19 protein-coding genes and 1 pseudogene are annotated in these 22,015 nt (G+C 49.3%); 11 read left to right on the plus strand and 9 right to left on the minus strand.

Going from position 1 to position 22,015, the window contains the following annotated elements; genetic code table 11:
• Positions 1-41 precede the first annotated feature (41 nt).
• Entirely contained in the window at positions 42-2,855 is a 2,814-nt protein-coding gene (locus P4D80_RS00530) for an MGH1-like glycoside hydrolase domain-containing protein (protein ID WP_421656914.1), read from the minus strand.
• 198 nt (positions 2,856-3,053) lie between these two features.
• On the opposite strand from P4D80_RS00530, the gene P4D80_RS00535 reads away from it, so the two are divergent.
• The 5 genes from P4D80_RS00535 to P4D80_RS00555 all read left to right on the plus strand — a co-directional run bounded on the left by P4D80_RS00535 (position 3,054) and on the right by P4D80_RS00555 (position 7,542).
• A complete protein-coding gene (locus P4D80_RS00535; protein ID WP_421656915.1) occupies positions 3,054-4,340 on the plus strand; it encodes a glucose-1-phosphate adenylyltransferase in 1,287 nt (428 codons plus the stop codon).
• Positions 4,341-4,400: 60 nt separating this feature from the next.
• On the plus strand, positions 4,401-4,964 hold the full coding sequence (locus P4D80_RS00540) for an AAA family ATPase (protein WP_421656916.1): 564 nt from the start codon (positions 4,401-4,403) through the stop codon (positions 4,962-4,964).
• A 273-nt stretch (positions 4,965-5,237) separates the two neighbouring features.
• A complete protein-coding gene (locus tag P4D80_RS00545) occupies positions 5,238-5,672 on the plus strand; it encodes an Hsp20/alpha crystallin family protein (protein ID WP_421656917.1) in 435 nt (144 codons plus the stop codon).
• Positions 5,673-5,817: 145 nt separating this feature from the next.
• A complete protein-coding gene (locus P4D80_RS00550; RefSeq protein ID WP_421656918.1) occupies positions 5,818-6,816 on the plus strand; it encodes a DnaJ C-terminal domain-containing protein in 999 nt (332 codons plus the stop codon).
• Positions 6,817-7,062: 246 nt separating this feature from the next.
• Complete coding sequence (locus tag P4D80_RS00555) at positions 7,063-7,542, plus strand: peroxiredoxin (RefSeq protein WP_421656919.1); 480 nt, start codon at positions 7,063-7,065, stop codon at positions 7,540-7,542.
• A 407-nt stretch (positions 7,543-7,949) separates the two neighbouring features.
• Here P4D80_RS00555 and P4D80_RS00560 read toward each other — a convergent pair whose 3' ends face one another.
• Positions 7,950-8,552 carry a TIGR02466 family protein gene (locus P4D80_RS00560; protein WP_421656920.1) on the minus strand — a complete coding sequence of 201 codons (603 nt, stop codon included), beginning with the start codon at positions 8,550-8,552 and terminating at the stop codon, positions 7,950-7,952.
• Between the two features lie 340 nt (positions 8,553-8,892).
• Here P4D80_RS00560 and P4D80_RS00565 point away from each other — a divergent pair, with 340 nt between their 5' ends.
• Positions 8,893-11,337 (plus strand): FG-GAP-like repeat-containing protein, encoded by a 2,445-nt coding sequence (locus P4D80_RS00565; RefSeq protein ID WP_421656921.1) that lies wholly within the window; start codon positions 8,893-8,895, stop codon positions 11,335-11,337.
• 26 nt (positions 11,338-11,363) lie between these two features.
• On the opposite strand, the pseudogene P4D80_RS00570 reads toward P4D80_RS00565, so the two are convergent.
• From P4D80_RS00570 to psbD, 3 genes and pseudogenes are all read right to left on the minus strand, one after another.
• Positions 11,364-12,071: pseudogene (locus tag P4D80_RS00570) on the minus strand (IS1 family transposase).
• Positions 12,072-12,972: 901 nt separating this feature from the next.
• Positions 12,973-14,361 carry a photosystem II reaction center protein CP43 gene (psbC, locus tag P4D80_RS00575; protein ID WP_421656922.1) on the minus strand — a complete coding sequence of 463 codons (1,389 nt, stop codon included), beginning with the start codon at positions 14,359-14,361 and terminating at the stop codon, positions 12,973-12,975.
• Positions 14,345-15,403: a photosystem II D2 protein (photosystem q(a) protein) gene (psbD, locus tag P4D80_RS00580; RefSeq protein WP_421655477.1), complete on the minus strand. Its 1,059-nt coding sequence runs from the start codon at positions 15,401-15,403 to the stop codon at positions 14,345-14,347. Before psbD ends, psbC begins: the two co-directional genes overlap by 17 nt.
• Before the next feature lie 508 nt (positions 15,404-15,911).
• Between psbD and P4D80_RS00585 the strand changes: the two genes are divergently transcribed.
• From P4D80_RS00585 to P4D80_RS00605, 5 genes are all read left to right on the plus strand, one after another.
• Complete coding sequence (locus tag P4D80_RS00585; RefSeq protein ID WP_421656923.1) at positions 15,912-16,274, plus strand: photosystem I assembly protein Ycf4; 363 nt, start codon at positions 15,912-15,914, stop codon at positions 16,272-16,274.
• 1 nt (position 16,275) lies between these two features.
• A complete protein-coding gene (locus tag P4D80_RS00590; protein ID WP_421656924.1) occupies positions 16,276-16,479 on the plus strand; it encodes a photosystem I assembly protein Ycf4 in 204 nt (67 codons plus the stop codon).
• A gap of 131 nt (positions 16,480-16,610) precedes the next feature.
• Positions 16,611-16,796: a hypothetical protein gene (locus P4D80_RS00595; protein WP_421656925.1), complete on the plus strand. Its 186-nt coding sequence runs from the start codon at positions 16,611-16,613 to the stop codon at positions 16,794-16,796.
• 20 nt (positions 16,797-16,816) lie between these two features.
• Positions 16,817-17,383 (plus strand): peptidylprolyl isomerase, encoded by a 567-nt coding sequence (locus tag P4D80_RS00600; protein ID WP_421656926.1) that lies wholly within the window; start codon positions 16,817-16,819, stop codon positions 17,381-17,383.
• A gap of 82 nt (positions 17,384-17,465) precedes the next feature.
• Positions 17,466-18,695, plus strand: coding sequence for a beta-ketoacyl-ACP synthase (locus tag P4D80_RS00605; protein ID WP_421656927.1), 1,230 nt, complete (start codon positions 17,466-17,468; stop codon positions 18,693-18,695).
• Positions 18,696-18,706: 11 nt separating this feature from the next.
• On the opposite strand, the gene P4D80_RS00610 is transcribed toward P4D80_RS00605, so the two are convergent.
• The 4 genes from P4D80_RS00610 to crtA all read right to left on the minus strand — a co-directional run bounded on the left by P4D80_RS00610 (position 18,707) and on the right by crtA (position 21,696).
• Positions 18,707-19,126 (minus strand): OmpP1/FadL family transporter, encoded by a 420-nt coding sequence (locus tag P4D80_RS00610; RefSeq protein WP_421659604.1) that lies wholly within the window; start codon positions 19,124-19,126, stop codon positions 18,707-18,709.
• 187 nt (positions 19,127-19,313) lie between these two features.
• Complete coding sequence (locus P4D80_RS00615) at positions 19,314-20,033, minus strand: HpsJ family protein (RefSeq protein ID WP_421656928.1); 720 nt, start codon at positions 20,031-20,033, stop codon at positions 19,314-19,316.
• Positions 20,034-20,159: 126 nt separating this feature from the next.
• On the minus strand, positions 20,160-20,843 hold the full coding sequence (locus tag P4D80_RS00620) for a cyanoexosortase A system-associated protein (protein ID WP_421656929.1): 684 nt from the start codon (positions 20,841-20,843) through the stop codon (positions 20,160-20,162).
• Complete coding sequence (crtA, locus tag P4D80_RS00625) at positions 20,836-21,696, minus strand: cyanoexosortase A (RefSeq protein ID WP_421656930.1); 861 nt, start codon at positions 21,694-21,696, stop codon at positions 20,836-20,838. Before crtA ends, P4D80_RS00620 begins: the two co-directional genes overlap by 8 nt.
• Between the last annotated feature and the right edge of the window lie 319 nt (positions 21,697-22,015).

The raw sequence follows: 22,015 nt of genomic DNA on the forward strand, positions 1-22,015 counted from the left end.
AGCTTTTCAGCAACGCCGTGCAAATGCGGAATAGTTTTAGGCTAACGTTCAGTGATCGCGATCGTCAGCAAAAACTCGATTCTGAGCGAGTACGGTTTCACTTCAGGGCGATAGATTCGGCAATTTCTTCTAAAATCACCTTTGATTGTGTTTTTTTGCTGATCGGGAGCGCGGTTTTGGGCAGTATATTCGCCATACTGCTGGATCAATTTAGCCACCAACCCTGTCCAGCCTGTCTGGTGGCTGGCTCCAATTCCTGCTCCCACATCCCCATGGAAGTATTCGTAGAACAGGATGTAGTCGCGCCAGTGAGGGTCGATCTGAAATTTGTTGCTTGCCCCGTAAACTGGACGCTGGCCCGCCACGTTGGTGAGAAAGATACGCGTCAACCGTTGGGAAAGTTCGCAGGCCACTTCCCATAGAGTCAGCATCTGCCCCGAACCCTTAGGGCACTCCACCTTGAAATCATCCCCCAGGTAGTAGTGGAACTTTTGCAGCGACTCAATCAGCAGGAAATTCACGGGAAACCAGACTGGCCCCCTCCAGTTGGAGTTACCACCGAACAATCCACTGGTCGATTCGGCGGGAGTGTAGTCCACTCGAAACTCGTTGCCATTGGCATAGAAGATGTAGGGATGCCCGGCGTGATAGCGGGAAACGGAGCGAATGCCATAGGGTCCAAAAAATTCGGACTCATCCAGCATTTTTTGCAGAATGCGACGGAGTTTATTCGTATCGGCGATCGCCAGTAGCCTGCGAGCTCCCACACCCTGAGTTCGCATACAGGCCACATTTCGACGCAGATCAGGACGGTTTTCAATGAACCATTCCAACCGCTCCCTGAAAGCCGGTAGCTGGTCCAGAATTTCGGGCTCGATCGTTTCAACTGCAAACAGGGGAATCAACCCCACCATAGACCGTATCTTCATCGTGACCTGACGCCCTTCAGGCAGGTGCAGCACATCATAATAAAAGCCATCTTCCTCATCCCAGAGGCTGGCTTCTCCTTCGCCAATATGGTTCATAGCGTCGGCAATGTAGATGAAATGTTCAAAGAACTTGGTTGCAATGTCTTCGTAAACGGGGTTGGTTTTTGCCAGCTCCAGGGCGATCGCCAACATATTCAGGCAATACATCCCCATCCAGCTCGTCCCATCTGATTGGTCAATATGGCCTCCTGTCGGCAGCGCTGCGCTGCGGTCAAATACGCCAATATTATCCAGCCCCAAAAAGCCTCCCTGAAAGACGTTTTTGCCTTCCACATCCTTGCGATTGACCCACCAGGTAAAGTTGAGCAGGAGTTTCTGAAAAACCCGCTCCAGAAACAGGCGATCGCTTTGTCCCCAAATCTTTTGCTCAATCTTGTAAACCCGCCAGGTAGCCCAGGCATGAACTGGCGGATTCACATCACTAAATGCCCACTCGTAGGCTGGAATTTGCCCATTGGGATGCATGTACCATTCCCGCGTCAGCAAATCTAACTGGTGCTTGGCAAACTCCGGGTCAATCATGGCCAGGGGAATGCAGTGGAATGCCAGATCCCAGGCGGCGAACCAGGGATACTCCCACTTGTCGCACATGGAAATGATGTCTTCGCTGTCCAGGTGAATCCAGTCGTGGTTTCTCCCCTTTTTGCGTTCTGGGGGTTGGGGAACGACATCCGGGTCGCCCTTCAGCCAGGTGTCCACTGTGTAGTGGTAGTACTGCTTACTCCACAGCATGCCAGCAAAGGCCTGGCGCTGAATCCGGCGGCGATCGTCATCCAGTGGAAAGGGAGTCAAGCGTTGATAGAAGGCATCCGCTTCCTGCTGGCGGGTGGCAAAGATGGCGTCAAAGTCCGCAAATGGGCTGCTCGCGGCTCCATCCCGATAGAGCGGAATGTTGTTGAAGCGCAGCCGAATCGTTTTGGTTTCCCCGGCCCCCAGGTTCAAAACATAATGGGCAGCGGCTTTTGTGCCCATCTGGTCTGGATTGATGGCTTCTGCTTCCGCTTCGACCACATAACGGTTGATGCCATCTTTTACATAGGGTGAGGCATTGGGAACTCCAAATACCCGTTCAGAATTGGTTTCGTTTTCGGTAAACAGAAGGGGCATGTGGTTGTAGGCTCCCATCCCTTCGCAATAAAGCCAGCGCTTTCCAAGCTTGTGGTGAACAGCTTCGACGATGTGAAGATTTCCTTCGGAATGAATTGCTTTCAAAACAGGTCTGCTTGCCTTGCGGTTCCATGACCAGGTGTTGCGAAACCAGAGGGTGGGCAGTAAATGAAGGGGTTTAGCTTCCGGTCCCCGGTTCGCCACGGTAATTTTGATCAGAATATCTTCGGGAGATTGTTTGGCGTATTCCACAAAAACATCGAAGTAGCGGTCGGCATCAAATACCCCGGTATCCATCAGTTCAAATTCCAGGTCTTGCTTCCCACGACGCTGGTTTTCCTCAATCAGTTGGGTGTAGGGAAAGGCCGCTTGAGGATATTTGTAAAGGCACTTCATGTAGGAGTGGGTGGGGGTGCTGTCAAGGTAGAAGTAGTATTCCTTAACGTCCTCTCCGTGGTTGCCCTGGAGTCCGGTCAATCCAAACAGCCGCTCTTTCAGAAGGGGGTCTTGCCCATTCCAGAGGGCGATCGCAAAACAAAGCTGCTGGTGTTCATCTGAAATTCCGGCAATCCCGTCCTCTCCCCAGCGGTAGGCACGGGAGCGAGCCTGATCATGGCTGAAATAGTCCCAGGCGGAACCATGGGGGCTGTAGTCTTCCCGCACCGTTCCCCACTGACGTTCGCTCAGGTAAGGCCCCCACCTGTGCCAGGGAATGTTTTGAGTGCGATCGTCCTCTAATCGTCGTTCTTCTGAAGGCATGGCTAGCTCCCAACTATCCTGCTACGTTTATTAAGCCTCTGGTAGTTGAGTTTTGTCTGAGAACTGCCTTTAGACAGAATAAATTTGTCAAAAAATACTTGATTCTTGTTGTCTAGAGACCTTGCAAACAGTGCCGTCGCGTCCCACACTAGAAGTGGGATCGCAGATTGGCAGATGGGGGTTCTCGTGAAAAGAGTATTGGCAATCATTCTGGGTGGCGGCGCAGGAACTCGCCTTTACCCATTGACCAAACAACGTGCCAAGCCTGCCGTACCGATCGCAGGTAAGTACCGACTGATTGACATTCCGGTTAGTAATTGCATCAACTCAGAGATCTACAAGATCTACGTTCTGACTCAGTTCAACTCCGCTTCTTTGAACCGTCATCTTGCCCGTGCCTATAACTTCAGCGGGTTTAACGATGGTTTTGTAGAAGTGCTGGCGGCTCAACAAACGCCAGAAAATCCGAACTGGTTTCAGGGGACGGCAGATGCAGTACGGCAGTACCTCTGGCTGTTCCAAGAATGGGATGTTTCCGAATATTTAATCCTATCCGGAGACCACCTCTATCGGATGGATTACGCCGATTTTGTCCGCCGCCATCGGGAAACCGAAGCAGACATTACCATCTCGGTTGTACCCATGGACTACCGCCGCGCTTCCGATTTTGGATTAATGAAGATTGATGAGTCGGGGCGAGTGATCAATTTCAGCGAGAAGCCCAAGGGAGATGCCCTCAAGGCAATGGAAGTAGATACTTCCGTTCTGGGTTTGTCCCCAAGTGAGGCGAAGCAGTTTCCTTTCATCGCCTCGATGGGAATTTACGTCTTTAAGAAAGAGGTGATGGGCAAACTACTGCGGCAGGCACCGGAACAAACGGATTTTGGCAAAGAAATCATTCCTTCCTCCGCGGCTGATTACAATATCCAGGCTTACCTGTTTAAGGGTTACTGGGAAGACATTGGAACGATCGCGGCCTTCTATGACGCTAACCTGGCCCTTACCCAGCAACCCCGCCCACCCTTTAGCTTCTATGACGAAAAAGCACCCATCTATACCCGCACCCGCTTCCTGCCGCCTAGCAAGCTGTTGGATTGCCACATCCGGGAATCCATTATCAGCGAAGGCTGCATTCTAAAGAACTGCTCCGTTACCCATTCAGTGTTGGGGGTGCGATCGCGGGTTGAAGGGGGCAGCACCATCGAAGACACCCTGATCATGGGAGCTGACTACTACCAACCCTTTGCTGAGCGTCAGAGTAGAGAGCATTTTGACGATGCCCACATTCCAGCTGTCGGCATCGGTGCTGATACCATCATTCGTCGGGCCATCATTGACAAAAACGCCCGCATCGGCTGCAACGTCCGCATCATCAACAAAGACCGGATTGAAGAAGCTGAACGAGAAAACCTCGGCTTCTACATCCGTAGTGGCATTGTAGTCGTGCTGAAGAATGCCGTAATTCCTGATGGCACGGTGATTTAGGAGTTGTTAGTTGTTAGTTGATTAGAGACGAATAAATTAATGTGATGGAGTAATGAAGTGATGGAGTACTATCACCCCATCACTCATTTTCTTATGCACCCCTCTCCCCCTCCACTCCATCACCTCTTCACCCTCCCTCCTCCCACTTCCCACCTGATTCTCCTGATCGGGCTTCCGGGGAGTGGCAAATCTTCAGTCGCCGCCAGGCTTTTGCAGGAGTGTCCTGAGCGGCGGTTGATTTCTACCGACCGAATCCGCGCAGAGCTTTTTGGCGATGAAGCCGTTCAGGGTCCCTGGCTAAAAGTCTGGAACGAGGTAGAAAAGCAATTCCGGCAGACGGTTCAGCAGATCGGCGCTGGAATGGTTCAGGAAGCTATTTACGATGCCACTAACGTCGTCCGAAAACAACGCCGGGACGCGATCGCCTTGGCCCGCATTTCTGGCTTTACCTGCATCACCGGACTGTGGCTCAATCCACCCTTGTGGGTGTGCTTAGAAAGAAATGAGAAACGCGATCGCCAGGTGCCAGTTTCCGTCATTCTGGACATGCACCGCTCTCTGATAAGTGCCCCTCCAACGCTGGAAGAGGGAATAGACCGGTTGATTGAGGTGACAAGAGGTTAGAAGTTGCTATGGCGATAGCCAAAAGCTAGAGTAAGTAGGGAGACGAGAGTCAGATTCAAAACTCAGAACTCAAAACTTCCCTGACTCCAGCCCTAGTTTCTCTCATTTCTGCAATTGTTCGGCAATGCGACCAGTCGATGTGTCAAGAACCGAACTTACCTAATCGGGGGAGTTTGGTATCCTGATACCAGGATAGGGAAGACGATGAGCCAAGGCTAGTTAAGTCTTACAAGTTCATTAAGTCTTAGACACTTACAGCAAGGAGGTTGAGCTATGGCACTTGTTCGTTGGGAACCGCTTCGAGAAATTACCAGCCTGCAGCGGGAAATGAACCGTCTGTTTGATACGCTGAGCCCAATCAGCGCTATCGATGGCGATCGTTTTATGCCCGTAGTGGAAATGGAAGAAACTCCAGAAGCTATTCACCTGAAAGCTGAGTTACCGGGTATTGATATTAAGGATCTGGATGTTCAGGTTGCGGCTGACTCGGTTTCTATCAGTGGTGAGCGTAAATCTACAAGCAGAACGGAAGATAAAGGGATTTTCCGCTCTGAATTCCACTATGGCAAATTCCAGCGCGTCATCTCACTACCTGCGCGAATTAAGAACACAGACGTAAAAGCCGAGTACAAAGACGGTATCCTGCATTTGACCCTGCCCAAAGTTGAAGAAGAAAAGAACAAGGTGGTTAAAGTTAACCTGGGATAGAGGTTAGCGGAGCGACGACAACATCCGCTGTATAGCGTAATCCAGGGTAGGGTTCTGTTAAAAGAGGTACCCTACCCTGTTTCTTTAGCAGGAGACCCCTCATGTAAGGCATCATAGAGACAATAATCGACTTAGCTACAGAGATATGGCTTCAACTGACTTCAAAGACTACTACGCCATTTTAGGGGTAAGTAAGACGGCCAGTGCCGATGAAATCAAAAAGGCATTTCGGAAGCTGGCGCGTAAGTATCATCCCGACATGAACCCTGGCGATAAAGCGGCTGAAGCCCGATTTAAGGAAATTAACGAAGCCTACGAAGTACTGTCAGACCCCGATAAGCGGCAAAAATACGATCGCTTTGGGCAGTATTGGAAGCAGGCTGAAATGGCTGGAGCTTCAGCCGGTGGGCGATCGCCCTTCTCCAATATGGACTTTGATGGCTTCGAGTTTGGGCAGTACGGCAGCTTTGAAGAATTTATCAACGAACTACTCGGTCGTATGGGGACAGGGAGTACAGGCTTTGGACGGACTGGTACTCAAACAGGCTACCGCACCTACCGGACAACCACCGACGGGTTCTCCACAGGGTTTGATACTGGCACTGGCTTAGATACAGAAGCAACGATTACTTTGAGCCTTTCAGAAGCCTTTCACGGTGTTCAAAAACGGCTGGTACTGGGGCGTGAAGAGTTTGAAGTCCGCATCCCTCCGGGAGCCAAACCCAAAAGCCGAATTCGCGTTAAGGGCAAAGGGCAGTACAGCCCCTATTACACCAGTCAGCGGGGCGATCTGTACCTGACAGTTGAAATTACGCCCCATCCGTTCTTCCAATTCGATGGGGAAAATCTGACCTGCGAAGTGCCCATTTCTCCAGATGAAGCGGTTTTGGGGGCACAGGTGGAAGTTCCCACACCAGATGGCCCTGTAACCATGAACGTACCTCCTGGCATCCGTTCAGGGCAATCTCTGCGTCTCCGAGGAAAGGGTTGGCGCAATCCAAAGGGCGATCGTACCGACCAGATCGTTCGCATTGTCATTACCCCACCCAAAACCCTCACCCCCAGCGAGCGCGAACTTTACGAAAAACTTCGCTCTGTCCGTAGCTATGATCCTCGCAGCAGCTTGAAGGGTATGAGGCTTTGAAGCGAGCCACCCCACTCCCCAACCCTGCAAATTTTGAAGGATTTACATCTGTAAAATTGGTTCATGCAGCTGGTGATCCGTTAATGGCCATTTAGTAATGGCTATTTAGCAACACCTATCCATACCTCCAATTTCATTTGCATTTTTATAGCCGTCACCAAGCCTGTCCTAAGCCTGGTGATAGCTACAACCTAGAGTTTGGAAGGTTGGTGAATCAAGCGATCTCAAACAGTAATACAATTCGTAATGTTTTCACGTCCGAAGGAAATCAAAACTATGCCCCTATCTGTTGGTGATGCTGCCCCAAACTTCACAACTAAAGACACAAACGGAAACACCGTCTCCCTATCTGACTTTGCAGGCAAGACGGTTGTACTCTACTTCTATCCCAAAGACGATACCCCCGGATGCACGAAAGAAGCATGTAGTTTTCGAGACAATTACAGTGAATACCTCAACAAAGGTATCACCGTCCTTGGAGTTAGCATGGATGACGAAGCCTCTCACAAGGCATTTACTGCAAAATTCAATCTCCCTTTTCCCTTGCTGACCGATACAGATGGCGCTATTACCAAAGCCTATGATGTTGAGGGAGAAATGAACGGGATGCGTTATGCCAAGCGGGTTACCTACATCATTGATGGCAACGGCAAGATCAGCCACGTGTACTCCACTGTTAAAGCCGACACTCACGCCACCGACATTCTGGCTGACATTGGTGCCTGATCAAACCGCATTCAGCCTCTAAAATGCTCCTGAACCGAGATCCTCAATTTCTAGCAGATCCTCGAGTGAGTCGAACCACTTGGGTCAAGAAGTCGAGGATCTCATCCCAGCTTAGGAATGAGAGTTAAATTACTCCAAAAAACTCACCCCGCTTTTGGCACCCCGCTCCGAGTCGGAGCGGGGAAGGGAGAGAGGTCAGTTCACTCAAAGAATGCGATGATATAGCAGTAGTCATTTCATTATGGTTAGGACGGGGTGCAGGGGTGGAACCCCTGGCTGGGGGCAAAGCCCCCACATCCCCTCTAAAGCTAATGTCCTAAGCAACCTGGCGACAGCGATAACGGAGGAAGCCAAAATCCTTCCCTCTTCTGGCTTCTGACTCCTGGCTTCCAAGTTCTATTTTCAAATCAGGCAAACACATAGTTAAAGCTGATGCTGATCCGGTCCTCATCACTTAAATTGGGTTCTACCCCATGTTTTAACCAGCTTGGAAAAATTAACAATAATCCCGCTTCAGCCACATGGGCGACTGCATCTGCTGTATAGGCAGTATAGCCCTGGACATTTGGTTTATAGAACGTCCTGGCACTGCGGGGGTCGTAAAACATCAAGTTACCACAGTCTTTTGGGGTTTTAACGTAGTAAACGCCGCTAAACAAAGAATTGGCGTGGTCGTGAATTTTGTTACTAGCATATTTGGGATTTACATTGGCCCAACAGTTAGCTGCCACAATTCTGACATTTCCATAACCTACTGCCTGAGCAACTTGTGCGATCGCCCCATCAACCAACTGCTTAAACGGTTGGATTTCGCTCAGTTCGAACAAATTTACCTTGCTGTGCCAGCCCAATACATTAGAAGCTGTTTGGCCAGGATCTGACTGCTTCAGACGATAAATTAACGCTAGAAGTTGTTGGTTAAGCTTGTCGTGCTCCTTCAAGCTAAACACAAATAACGCTGTTGGAAATAAATTGTGATAGGAAACAGTCCACTGGTCTGAATCAGTCATTTCTCTATCAGTTTAAACGATTTTTTTAAATGTTTTTTGAATCCTAGCTGTTTTCACTTACTTATCCAGAAATTATCAGAAGTTTTTAAGGTTGTATTCAAAATTAGAGGCAAGCCTATCTCTTCAACTTTCTGGCTGAATTGCCCAAATTGCGGGAATATCCGTAAATTCACCAGCAATTTTCAATAGTAGAAATCAAAATGAAAAAGCCCTCCGTGGAAGTACAGAAATTCATTCAAAACCTCCATTTTTTTGAGAAAATTTCGTGAATTTGCTGTTTGAATGCTGATTTACAAATAGCCCTGGGGAAAGCTAGCTTTGCGATCGCGGAGGCAAAGTAATGGCTGATAATTCTCAATTTCCTGATAACAGTCTTTCAACTACTCGAACTATTAACTCAAGCTTTACTACTCAAGTTTTTTCTAACAGCGCAACCGATTCCAGCTACTCACTCGACCCCAGCGACGCCCAGGATTTCTTTCGCCTTAGGCTTAGTCAGCGCAGTAGCGTAATCCTGACGCTCAATAATATGACAGCTAACGCCGATCTGGAGGTGTTAGACAGCGGCGGCACACTTGTTGGTTCATACAACGCAGGCACCATAGCAGACGCCCTCACCACTGAACCACTCGATGCAGGCGACTACTACATTCGAGTTTTTCTACCCGACACCAGCGTCAGCACTAACTACACCCTTAGTGTCAGCACCGTCAGCAAATCTCGCTCAGACCTGTTGTGGCGCAATTACGCCACTGGTGAAAATGTGGTCTGGCAGATGAATGGTGCCAATATTGGAGGAGTACAATACAACGCTCCCGTTGGTGACCTCAACTGGAAACTGGAAGCTACTGCAGACATGGATGGGGACAGCATCCCCGATTACATCTGGAGAAACTACGCCACTGGTGAAAATGTGGTCTGGCTCATGGATGGCAACGGCGCTCTCCGCTCTGCCCAGTACCTCATCCCTGTAGGTGACCCTAATCTAAAGATTGCGGGAGTTGCGGATTTCAATGGAGACAGCAGCCCTGACATCCTGTGGCGCAGCTACTCCACTTTTGAAAACGTCGTCTGGCTCATGAATGGCACCACGTTCCAGGGTGCCGTCTCGTTCATTCCTGTGTTTGGTTCCTACATGCAGGTTGGAACCATCGCGGACTTCAATGCCGATAACAAACCAGACGTTGTTTGGCGCAACACCAACACTGGTGAAAATGTCATCTGGTTGATGAATGGAACAAGCTTTCAATCCTCAGCTTCCCTTCCGCTGGCCTATCCTGCCCTCAGCATTGCTGGTGCCGGAGATTTTAACGGAGACGACAAACCCGACATCGTCTGGCGGAACTATGGAACTGGAGAAAACATTCTCTGGTACATGAACGGAACAGCACTGGCCGGGTTTACAAACCTCGCTCCAGTCGGTGATTTGAATTGGCGAATTGCCAGTGTAGTAACAACATCATCCAAAGTGGATCTGGCTGGCAACACCATGTCTTCTGCCTTCAATATTGGCACAGTCGGCAATGCAACTGGCTTCTATAGTGACACTGTGGGCGGCAATGCTGACAAAAATGACTACTACCGATTCACTATTAATGGTCTCACCACCTTTAATCTATCCCTCACAGGTTTAACCGCCAATGCTGACATTCAACTCATTCGAGATCTGAACAACAACGGCATTTTAGATAGCCAGGCAGAAATTGTTGCGGTTTCAGCCAATGCAGATACTGCTGATGAACAATTCACCAATCTGTCCCTGACCGCTGGCACCTATTTCATCCGCATCTTTTCCTCATCGACTCAACCTACGGAGTATGCTCTGAATATTGGTGGTGTTCCTGCCCAGCAAGTCGATCTGGCTCCTCCTGCAAACAGCTTCAGTGTTAGAAAAACCAATGGACAGGCTTTACCTACTCAGGTCAGCCTCAAGTCTGGTGATCCGAACTACCTGTCTACAATCCGGGTCAACTACTCAGTCAGAAATACCAGCATCAGCTATACACCCCAGGAGTTTCGGGTATCCTTCTATCTGTCGCGGGATAATGTGATTACAACTAGCGATCGCCTGTTGGGTAACATTGACCCCAACACTGGCTTCAGCGATCTAGATGTAGTCATCAGTAACCTGGCACCCAACCAGACTTTCACCGGATTTAAAGATATTCCAATGCTTCCTGCCACTGACCTCTGGTGGGGAGGTGACCAGACCTACTACATTGGTATGATTATCGACTCAGCCAGCCAGGTTTCTGAATCCAATGAAATTAACAATGCGGTAGCGGCGGCGATCGGGATTAAAGATACCCTTAGACCGGATGTTCTAGGCAATGGATTGAGTGTAACCCAGACAACTGCCACTCCTGGTCAGGCAATCCGACTCACAGGTTCCATCAAAAATATTGGCAACGTTGCCACAGGTTCGAATCGTATCCTGGTTCGTTATTACTTCTCCAGCGACGATATCATTGATGGTAGCGATTACGTCATTGCCCTAGCAAGCATCGCCCCATTGAACAAGAGGGGAACCACAGGCGACACCATTACTTTTGATAGCAACATCACAAACACGAATACTCCTGCCTACTTTACCTTGACTCCCAAGTTACCAACCGTACAGCAATGGGATGGATGGATTGGCAATGGGCGCTATTACGTCGCGATGCAGATCGATATCTTTAGTGTTGTTCAAGAGGGCTCCGGTGGTAAGGAAAACAACTCCAACTACGGGAGGCTGATTGGTTCCTATATCGACTACAACTTTATTGACATCACTGGTCTATAAAGGTGGGAGTTCACAGCAGGGTAGTACTACAGAAGTAATGATGCATTGTAATGATGGATAAAGTACCAAATTGCGTCAATGTGATTCTCCAGTGACTTGGAAAACGACAAGGTTTTCCGCACTAATCGAGCAAACCTCTGGCACAAGGTGTTGTTGAATTGTTCAACGTAGGGTCAACCCGGTTTCTTGGCCGACCGCTTGATGGCGCTTGCTGGGAAACACTGCTCCATAGGCTGCCCAGAAATCGCTATAGGCAACGGCACACTGACGATAGACCGGTGGTAGTAATGCCCACAATTGCACTGCGGCAGCCTCATCTCGTGCGCCGATGTACACCCCGACCATCTCACGAGTGTCGGCATCGAGGGCTAACCAAACCCACTGTTTATTCCCCTTGTTGGCTACGAATGACCCGAGTTCGTCACACTGCATTGTTAAGCGCCCCTGTTTTTGGGTGTCACCTGAACTTAGCAAGGCACCCCAGCGTATTTCTCATTGACGTAGCTTTGCAAGCATTACCCTGAAACCTGGACAGCACGAGCAATTCCAGCCAATGAAATTCGTTCCAGAAGTAATCGGTCAACTAGGTCCCGTGTGCTTTGGTCAACCACTTTTTTCGTGGGTTGCTCAATGAACTGTCGTCCACAGTCGCGACACTTGAACCGTCGTTTGCCGTTATGGATGCGACCGTTCTTAACCGTGTGGGCCGATGCACCAGTTGGGCAGGTAGACATGGTAGGTCATCAGGCGGAAGCTCTACCTCCTTATCATTACATCTTGAGCACTACCCACAGCAGTTCTATATATGTCCTACATAGTGTGACAGGCTTTTCTAAATGGGAAAGCCTGTTATAGCGGTAGTCATTATGGTTAGGACGGGGTGCAGGGGTGGAAACCCCTGGCTGGGGGCGAAGCCCCCACTCCCTCTCTAATTCCAATGTCCTAACGCACCCGCATAGAGCTATACAACTATCATTTTTACAAATGAGGCTTTGCTGAATTTGGGTATGAAATAGGTGCTGTATGTTCGAAGGTGTTGTATGCTCGAAACCTCGTTTCGATTCATATTGTTTTTCAGCAATGCCTATAAATGATTCAGGATTGCTACAGCGAGCTATCTGGATTGTGAAAAGGGATTTGGCAGAAATCTCTAGGTTTAGGTTTAGGACGGGGTGCAAAGGCTCCCTCCGGCTGGGGACATAGCCCTTTGTAGTCTGATTTTCGGGATTGGCATCAAAAACCAGGAGCTAGGAAATTAAAAAGGCTTCTGCCTCAAAGCAGAAGCCCAAAAATTACTTGACTTGAGTTGACTGGAAAACTAATAGTCTGCCACCAGAACCTATTTTGTGAGTTGAAAACTCATAAAATAGCTATTCTTACTCGATTCGGGGGCACGAAATTAAAACTGACAAACCACTAACGGGTAATGGGTCACTTAGCATGAACATAGCCATTTTCGAGATGACTAACTAGTGAGAAGTTGAACTTCGGCAGACAACATAATGGCCACAAACTTAGCAAGTGACCCACTGGTATAGTAAACCAAGGATTTTGTTAAGGTTTTGGCATTTCCACCCTTGTTTAGGGGCAGAGCCCTCACTTAACCCTCTGGTACCAAATTTAGTGTTTGCAGCACTAGTCAAGACTTGGCATGGACAGAACGGGTTCATCTTCGCGATCAATGCCCTTCTCAAAGCCTGCTACCGCCGCACGAGCACGGCCAGCATGCCAGAGGTGGCCAACCAGGAAGAAGAAACCAAGAATAAAGTGAGCACCTGCTAACCAGGCCCGCGGGTTGACATAGTTGAAGGAGTTAGGCTCCGTAATAACCCCACCCACCGAATTGATTGATCCGTTGGGTGCATGGGTCATATACTCGGCTGCCCTCCGAATTTGCCAGGGCTGCACATCATTCTTAATCTTGTTCAAGTCAAGACCATTGGGGCCACGCAGGGGTTCCAACCAGGGACCTTTGAAATCCCAGAAACGCATCGTCTCACCACCGAAGATAATTTCACCTGTAGGAGAACGCATTAAGTACTTACCCAACCCTGTAGGACCTTGAGCAGAAGCCACATTTGCTCCTAACTTCTGGTCACGGACCAGGAAGATAAATGACTGAGCCTGAGATGCTTCAGCATTGGTTGGCCCATAGAACTCACTGGGATAAACCGTGTTGTTGAACCAAACATAGCAGGAAGCAATTAAACCCATGAGAGACAGAGCGCCAAGGCTGTAGGAGAGGTAAGCCTCACCTGACCAGATGAGCGCACGTCTTGCCCAGCCAAAGGGCTTGGTCAGGATGTGCCAGACACCGCCAGCAATGCAGATCAAGCCAATCCAGATATGACCGCCAACCACATCTTCCAGGTTATCAACACCGATGATCCAGCCCTCGCCCCCAAAGGGAGAGCGCAGTAAATAGCCGAAGATAACAGCGGGGTTAAGGGTTGGATTGGTAATCACGCGAACGTCACCACCACCGGGTGCCCAGGTGTCATACAGACCACCAAACGCCATTGCCTTGGCAACTAGCAGTAGTGCGCCACAACCCAGAAGGATCAGGTGATAGCCGATGATGTTAGTCATCTGGTTTTTATCACGCCAGTCATAACCGAAGAAACTGGAATACTCTTCCAGCGTCTCAGGCCCACGAACTGCGTGGTAAATTCCGCCAATCCCCAGAACAGCGGACGAAATCAGGTGTAAAACACCTACAACGAAGTATGGGAAGGTATCAATCACTTCACCGCCAGGGCCAACACCCCAACCCAACGTTGCCAGGTGAGGAATCAGAATGCAGCCCTGCTCATACATAGGCTTGTTAGGAATGAAGTGAGCGACTTCAAATAACGTCATCGCTCCAGCCCAGAAAACAATCAGGCCAGCATGAGCGACGTGTGCGCCCAACAACTTACCAGAAAGATTAATCAGACGGGCGTTACCAGCCCACCAGGCAAACCCGGACGACTCAAGGTCGCGGTTGCCCGCAACAAAGGATGAACCACTAGAGAGCGTTACCACGGGGCAGAACCTCCTCAGGGAAGACAAAGTGTTCATGGGGCTGATCCTGCGGGGCCATCCACGCCCGCATGCCCTCATTCAGCAGAATGTTCTTGGTGTAGAACGTTTCAAATTCCGGGTCCTCTGCCGCCCGCAACTCCTGCGAAACAAAGTCGTATGCCCGCAGGTTCAGGGCAATCCCAACAATCCCCACACTCGCCATCCACAACCCCGTCACCGGGACGAACAGCATGAAGAAGTGGAGCCACCGCTTGTTGGAAAAGGCAATCCCGAAGATCTGAGACCAGAATCGATTGGCCGTTACCATCGAGTAGGTCTCTTCTGACTGGGTCGGGGTGAAAGCCCGGAAGGTGTTGGCCTGGTCGCTGTCCTGGAACAACGTGTTCTCCACTGTCGCTCCATGAATCGCGCACAGCAACGCGCCTCCCAGAATCCCTGCCACGCCCATCATGTGGAACGGGTTCAAGGTGAAGTTGTGGAAGCCTTGCACGAACAGAATGAACCGGAAGATTCCAGCCACTCCAAAGCTGGGGGCAAAGAACCAGCTCGATTGCCCCAACGGGTACATCAAAAATACGCTGACAAACACCGCGATGGGCCCCGTGAAGGCGATCGCGTTGTAGGGGCGAACCCCCACTAGGCGAGCAATTTCAATCTGTCTGAGGCAAAAGCCAATCAACCCGAAGGCCCCATGCAGAGCAATGAAGGTCCACAGGCCGCCAATCTGGCACCAGCGAGTGAAGTCGCCTTGGGCTTCCGGTCCCCACAGAAACAGCAGGGAGTGCCCAAAGCTATCCGCTGGGGTGGAGACGGCCACGGTGAGGAAGTTGCATCCCTCCAGGTAGGAAGAAGCCAGTCCATGGGTGTACCAGGAGGTAACAAAGGTGGTACCGGTCAGCCAGCCGCCCAGCGCTAGGTAGGCGCAGGGGAACAGCAGCAGACCAGACCAGCCGATGAAGACGAAGCGATCACGCTTCAGCCAGTCGTCGAGAACGTCAAACCATCCTCGAGCAGCAGGCGCGCGTCCGACTGCAATGGTCATAGGATCAAATCCTCTAGCTTTACTAAAATGGCAGGTTCTCTACAGTGAACAGGGTTTATATGTCTATACATCATAGGAGAAATCAGAAATTTTACAAACCGATACGTAAAGTCTCAGAAACTAAGAGGTTTCAACTTTTCCAGATATTAGGTCTTGACAAAGCGCATCTAAGGACTTGCAGTCTTGTCACAGGTAAAGGGCTTCGCTGAAATCAGCAGCTTCGCAGGACTTCAGGTTTAACAAAATTTGCCACCAAAACCTCATTTATTAAGTAATCATGCTTATCACTACAGGATGCTCATAATTAAAATCTGTACTTTTTTGACATATTGATAAATAGAATTTAACTGCTCTTTCAATGGTGGCAGCGAGCTTTTTCCCGCTGGAGAAAGACTCCCATCATCTAAGATCAAAGCTGGGGAATGGGGCTTCGTTAATGAATGCACCGATTCTTCTCCCATTGAATAGGTAGATTTGAGTTAATTTCCTAGCGATAGACATAAAAACTATGACAGCCCAGACGACATCCTTAGAAAATCGAGTGCTGCGTCAAGATATTTTGGGTTCCCGTCGGTTTAGCAATTACTGGTGGGCAACCGTTGTTTTGTTAGGTGGGTTGGGGTTTCTACTGGCAGCCATTTCTAGCTACCTTCATGTCAACCTGCTTCCGTTTTCTGACCCAACCAAACTTGTCTTCATTCCTCAAGGAATTGCGATGGGGTTTTATGGGTTATTAGGAATCTTGTTTAGCCTATACCTCTGGCTGACGATTCTCTGGGATGTGGGAGGTGGTTACAACGAATTCAATAAGGAAACTGGAACCGTTAAGATTTTTCGATGGGGGGTTTCCTGGAAAAAACCGCAAGATTGAAGTGAATTGCAAAACAGAAGATGTCCAGGCCGTTAGGGTCCAGCTAAAAGAAGGGCTAAACCCCAAGCGTGCCCTTTATTTGAGAGTAAAAGGAATGCGGGATATTCCTTTGACACGGGTAGGACAGCCCATGGCGCTCTCTGCACTAGAGAACCAGGGAGCTGAACTGGCACGTTTCCTGGGAGTTCCTCTAGAGGGGCTGTAGCTGCAATACATAGTGATCCTATCTGAATTGTGAAAGGGAATTCCTGCGGAATCCTTTTTCACAAGAGTTTTTTATTCCAAGAATTATTTACGACTGCTACAATAGATGGCTTGGTTTTTGAGGTGAAGATTATGCAGAAAACTCTTCGGCATTGGTTGGTGCTGGTTGTGATAACAGGCACGTTACTGATAGGGGGGTGTTTTTCTAATGACTTTGCTGGTCAGCAGTCTTCTGCCAGTCCATCGCCAACTCAGACGATTTCCTCTCCAACAGATCAGGGGGGGGCGGACCTCAAACAACCGCATTACCTCGTTTAGAAGGCAATGCAACCGTAGCAATGACGGTCAAAGGACGTACCGTTGTGATGGAGATTGATGGGGCAAGTGCTCCAATTACAGCAGGCAACTTTATCGATCTGGTACAGCGGGGAGTTTACAATGGGTTGGTATTTCACCGGGTAGTGCGGGAACCGCAACCTTTTGTTGTACAGGGAGGAGATCCACAAAGTAAGAATCCCAATTTTCCCCCAGAACAACTGGGTACAGGCAGTTTTGTTGACCCGGCAACTCGTCAGGCTCGCTATATTCCTTTAGAAATTTTGCCGGACGGAGCAAAGGTTCCAATTTATCATCAAACACTTGACACTGCTGGGGTCACGGCTCCACCAAAGTTAAAGCACCGGCGTGGGGCTGTAGCGATGGCGCGTTCAGCTTCTCCAGATTCGGCATCTTCGCAGTTTTACATCACGCTGGCAGATGTTAATTTTCTGGATGGCAGTTATGCCGTATTTGGTTACGTGACTGAAGGCATGGAAATTGTGGACAAGATCCAGCAGGGCGATCGCATCGAGTCTATGAAAGTCGTAAAAGGCATCGATAACCTGAAGACGGAAAGGAAGTCGTGATTCAGCTTTCTTCACACTCCATCCCCTTTTTATCTTTCCTTTTTATCTTGCAGGAGGTGACAAATAGTTACGAGTGGTTGGTATGAGTGTGGTTGTCACGGGGATTGGATTGGTTTCCGTTTTGGGTGAGCTTGAAGATACGTGGAATCATTTGTTAGCAGGCGGGTGTGGAATCAAGGTTCACCGACCTTTTTCCGAGCTGGAGCCGCTTCCACTGGCGCTAATTCAAGATGTTCCCATAGCCTCAGTTGAATTAACTCATCGAGTGGTTACAGCCGCATTGAAAGATGCTAGATTATCTCCCCCGTTACCCGACTGTGGTGTCGTTATTGGCTCTAGTCGAGGAAATCAGGGGCAGTGGGAGAAATTGGCAAGAGAAATGTTACAGGAGACTGGGGCAGATCAGGAGAACAGGGGAGTGGGGGAGAATACTCGCCATATATTTTGTGCACTGCCATCTAGAATTGTTCTCTCTGATTGGTTAGGTACATTGCCCCACGCTGCGGCGATCGCCACTGCTCGTTACATCCAGACTACTGCCCCTGTACTGGCTCCAATGGCCGCCTGTGCAACTGGACTATGGGCGATCGCTCAGGGATACGAGCTGATTCGGATGGGACAATGCCAACGGGTTCTTGCTGGAGCTGTTGAAGCCCCCATTACACCCCTAACCTTGACTGGATTTCAGAGAATGGGTGCCTTAGCACAGACAGGGGCTTATCCCTTTGACCAAAACCGGGAAGGTTTGGTTCTGGGGGAGGGGGGGGCTATACTGGTGCTGGAAGCCGAAGAATTGGCAGAGAGTCGGGGGGCAAAGGTTTATGGCCGTATTTTGGGATTTGGGCTGACGGCAGATGGCTACCACGTCAGTGCTCCAGAACCGGGAAGTTGGGGGGCGATCGCTGCCATCAAGCACTGCCTGGAGCGTAGCCAGCTTTCTCCAGATCAGATTGATTATATTCATGCCCACGGGACTGCAACCCACTTGAACGATCAGAATGAAGCCAATCTGCTTCAATATCTGTTTCCAGGTGGAGTAGCCGTTAGCTCTACTAAGGGAGCAACCGGGCATACGATGGGAGCATCTGGGGCTTTAGGGGTTGCCTTTTGCCTAATGGCACTTAAGCACCAGATCCTTCCCCCCTGTATTGGTTTAAGACAACCAGCATTCGATCTAAATTATGTGACCCATGCCTACTCTGCTCGCATCCATTCTGCCCTGTGTCTCAGCTTCGGGTTTGGTGGACAAAATGGTGCGATCGCTCTGGAACGACCAAGGGAATGGATGATAGGAACTCTTAAAGAGGGGTGATAGGTATTTCCCTACTCCACCACGCTATCACTCCCACTCATCCACTCATCTACCCTTCCCCTTATCCCCCATTCTCTCATCGAAAATTCCAGGTCAATTGGACCCCTTAAGATATCTACGCGGTTGATATCTACGCGGTTATTGAACTCTCCTCTCACGAAACCTTCGGTTGCACTGCCGATGTTGATCGGGGCATCGCTCACAAATAGGTGAGCATAACCAATATCTACGCTAAGGGATTCTGAAAGACGGTACCCGGCCCCTACAGCTAGCCAGACGCGATCGCTATCAGGAACGCGAACGGTGCGAAATTTATCTTTGACTGGGCTCTTATCGTAGGCAACCCCCGCTCTCAGTGTCAATGTGTCCCTAGCTGCATAGGTTACTCCCAAACCCACCCGAAACGTATCGCGCCAGTTCTCAGGTTGAATGGTGGGAGGCTGGGCTGGATTGTCAAAATCAACCTTGAAAGATTAGATCATTATCCACTAACCTGCTGCCCGACGACCGATTTACCTTCTCCCTTTCGCCCTGGGCGGGCACAGATGCACTGCCTCTACAGAACTCCCCTCACCCTTCACTCCTCACCCCTCACCTCACTAACAACTGACAACTGCTTTACCTTGCCCAACGCGTACTCTTCCAGAGAACGAAAAACAAGGTAGCAGCAATGAGTGCACCTAAGTTCCACTTCAAGGCATTTTTGCGGATTTCTAACCGTTGCTTTTCGGCGGTTTGAACCTGCTCTTGCACCTGCCTCTGAATCTGTCCCTGTGCCTGCGCTTTGAGCTGGCTGACTCGATTTAAAAGGTCTGCTTTGGCCTTTTCGGGATCTTGGGTATCAAAGGTGATGCCAAGGCTGCCAAGCTGAGACCCTAGTTTTTTGATGTCTTCGGGGCCGCTTTTGTTCAGTTGGTCTTCAAGCTGCTTGATTTGAGTCAGGGTTGGGGCAGCCTGCCTGAGCACCTGTTGTTGAATGGCATTTGGATCTACCTTTGCAGCTTCGGAATCGACTTGAAACGCGCCGATGATTCCCATCGGGATAAGCAACAAAAATGCGATCGCCAGCACCAGACAGAGCCAGGACAAAATCTTCAGCAGGACTTTCTCAAAGGCTTTGCGATCGTAAAATTCACCAAAAAAGATGAGTCCAAACCCAAGCAGTGGAACGGCAACCGTTTCGACCAATTTTCCCATGACTTGCAGTTTCCAGGAAGGGGCTGCGAAATTAGGCGGAATAATTGTCAGAGCGCTATCAATCAATGCAAATAACAAAAAACCATAGCCAATCCAACGAAACCGATAGATCGACTGATTTTCCCGTGCTGATTCAGCCATGATGCTGGCTCCTTCTGCGAATAATGAGGTAACCTCTATGCTTTGCCAAAGGGTTTGGAGAATGAACCCCCTGTAAAACCTTCTTCGATAAACCTTATAGCCGTTAGATTAAATTAAATTTGACTACTATAATTTAACGGGTGGAAAGTGCAACTCCCACCATCGATGCCAGGAAAACCATGCAGTTTCCAGGGTCTTCAGAGTCTCTTCAGTAGTGGTTGAGTCAGCCTTTGCATTGGCGGGCAAGGGTGTAAACATGAGCGTCCACAGACAACGTTGATCCAGTAGAGGCTCCTGACCCAGGATCCAGGGTAATACACGAGTGATCTGTAAATCGTACTTATAGCGGTTTTGCATAAATTGCGGCTCATTCACAGTGCTTTCTCCACGGGAATTAACGCAGGCGCTCAGATATGCGCGCCCTTTATGCACAAGAACGCCATAGTAGCCAACACCTGGATGATGCTTGATTTGCAGATTGGCATTTGCCGACTTGATGGGAGTATACACAAATAGCAGGCGGCTAATGTTTCCATCGCTGAGCATAATGCGAGTTTGAACAGTGAGAGAGTTTGCCCGCTGGCGATATTGATATTCTCGGCCGGGAGGAAGTTCTTCAATTTTATCTAGCGGTGAGCTTGCTTGCAGTTCCCACCCATTAAGAGGCACTTTCTCTGGTAAAGGATAGGTTTGCTCCTGGGCTTTTTCAGCTTTGGGAGCGGCGATCGCCCGACCTAGCACCCATGCTGTGCCAATACATACGCCCACCAGCAACGCCAAGCGAGCCGGTTTCCAAAGGTCCTTAATCATTTGCGGAGGCTCCTGTCTCTGGTGTCTCGGGTGGGATGCGCAGGAAGGCCAGCCAGCAGAACAGCCCAAATAACCCCACCGAGATCATCGAGAAGATAAGCGAACCGTTTCCACTATGCCAGTATTCAAAGGCTCCATCATTAGAAAAGGCAACCAGAATCGCCATCAATGCAACTCGTGCCGAATTCACTAAAAAACCAATTAGAGTTGCCGCAATCAGGCAGACTATTTTTTTGACATCCGAATAAACCGGAAACATCAGCAAAAATAAAACCGCGATGCTTAACATGAGCAGGATGGTATGGATGCCAGAACAGGCTCCATAGACCTCAACCCTACCCGTTGGCAGGTTCAAAAATACTCCATTTTGCTGCACCTGAAACCCTGAATACCAGAGCATAAACATGGCCGCCTTTGCAGTCAGTAATGGTAAGTCAATGGATTGGAGTAGAACTTCCAGAACCCGATACAACGCTAGCAGCCCAAAAATAATCAATTCCCTCCAGTACTGCAAAAGTCCGCTAAAACCCGACGCTAGCAGCCCCAAACCCAGCATGGAAACGAAGGGGAGAGATCGCAGCATGGAAGTTGAATCAGGCAAGGTGTTACACCGCAGCAGCAATAGTCCTAAGATAAGAATCCCTATCAAACTAGAAACAAAGCCACTTTCCAGGTTCAGTAAGTAACGTTTTTCCCAGATTAAGGAACCCACCGCAACCCAGAACAAAAGGCTGGTCGCAAATAATTCTGAATCATCCAGGCGGTTTAGCAACGCTAGATGTAAAGCGGCAAAGGCAGCAAGGGCACAAAGCAGCCAAAATTCCGGTTCTTGCAAGCGTTTTAAGGAGTCCATAGAATCTTTCCCCGATTCAACAGGTGCGCTGGATGAAAGAGATCAAAATGCCAAGACGTCTAAAAGTTTAGCTGTTGCTAAGTCCAGCACCGATCCTGAGAACAGACCTTTACTGAACTATTAATCTTGAAATTGCAAAGTCCAGCTTTTAAGTAGTTAGCCATACTTAATTTTAAGTAGTTAACCATAATTAGTTAACCATAATTAATTGTAAAGGGAGGTTGAGGGTCGGGGGTGTTACGCGACACGACGTTAGAACGATGGGAGGACACAAAAGTTGAGCCATCTCATGAGTCCATTGGGCTACACCTGAATTAGA

Origin of the sequence: Leptothermofonsia sp. ETS-13 (assembly GCF_049200465.1) — a bacterium.
Lineage (GTDB): Bacteria > Cyanobacteriota > Cyanobacteriia > Leptolyngbyales > Leptolyngbyaceae > Leptothermofonsia.

Excerpts from the sequence above, each read along its gene's own strand:
- P4D80_RS00565 (WP_421656921.1), top strand. The coding sequence starts at position 8,893 with ATGGCTGATAATTCTCAATTTCCTGATAACAGTCTTTCAACTACTCGA.
- P4D80_RS00620 (WP_421656929.1), bottom strand. The coding sequence starts at position 20,843 with ATGATTAAGGACCTTTGGAAACCGGCTCGCTTGGCGTTGCTGGTGGGC.
- P4D80_RS00615 (WP_421656928.1), bottom strand. The coding sequence starts at position 20,033 with ATGGCTGAATCAGCACGGGAAAATCAGTCGATCTATCGGTTTCGTTGG.
- P4D80_RS00530 (WP_421656914.1), bottom strand. The coding sequence starts at position 2,855 with ATGCCTTCAGAAGAACGACGATTAGAGGACGATCGCACTCAAAACATT.
- P4D80_RS00560 (WP_421656920.1), bottom strand. The coding sequence starts at position 8,552 with ATGACTGATTCAGACCAGTGGACTGTTTCCTATCACAATTTATTTCCA.
- P4D80_RS00545 (WP_421656917.1), top strand. The coding sequence starts at position 5,238 with ATGGCACTTGTTCGTTGGGAACCGCTTCGAGAAATTACCAGCCTGCAG.
- P4D80_RS00595 (WP_421656925.1), top strand. The coding sequence starts at position 16,611 with ATGCAGAAAACTCTTCGGCATTGGTTGGTGCTGGTTGTGATAACAGGC.
- P4D80_RS00555 (WP_421656919.1), top strand. The coding sequence starts at position 7,063 with ATGTTTTCACGTCCGAAGGAAATCAAAACTATGCCCCTATCTGTTGGT.
- P4D80_RS00600 (WP_421656926.1), top strand. The coding sequence starts at position 16,817 with ATGACGGTCAAAGGACGTACCGTTGTGATGGAGATTGATGGGGCAAGT.
- P4D80_RS00550 (WP_421656918.1), top strand. The coding sequence starts at position 5,818 with ATGGCTTCAACTGACTTCAAAGACTACTACGCCATTTTAGGGGTAAGT.
- P4D80_RS00585 (WP_421656923.1), top strand. The coding sequence starts at position 15,912 with ATGACAGCCCAGACGACATCCTTAGAAAATCGAGTGCTGCGTCAAGAT.
- P4D80_RS00540 (WP_421656916.1), top strand. The coding sequence starts at position 4,401 with ATGGAGTACTATCACCCCATCACTCATTTTCTTATGCACCCCTCTCCC.
- crtA (WP_421656930.1), bottom strand. The coding sequence starts at position 21,696 with ATGGACTCCTTAAAACGCTTGCAAGAACCGGAATTTTGGCTGCTTTGT.
- psbD (WP_421655477.1), bottom strand. The coding sequence starts at position 15,403 with ATGACCATTGCAGTCGGACGCGCGCCTGCTGCTCGAGGATGGTTTGAC.
- P4D80_RS00605 (WP_421656927.1), top strand. The coding sequence starts at position 17,466 with ATGAGTGTGGTTGTCACGGGGATTGGATTGGTTTCCGTTTTGGGTGAG.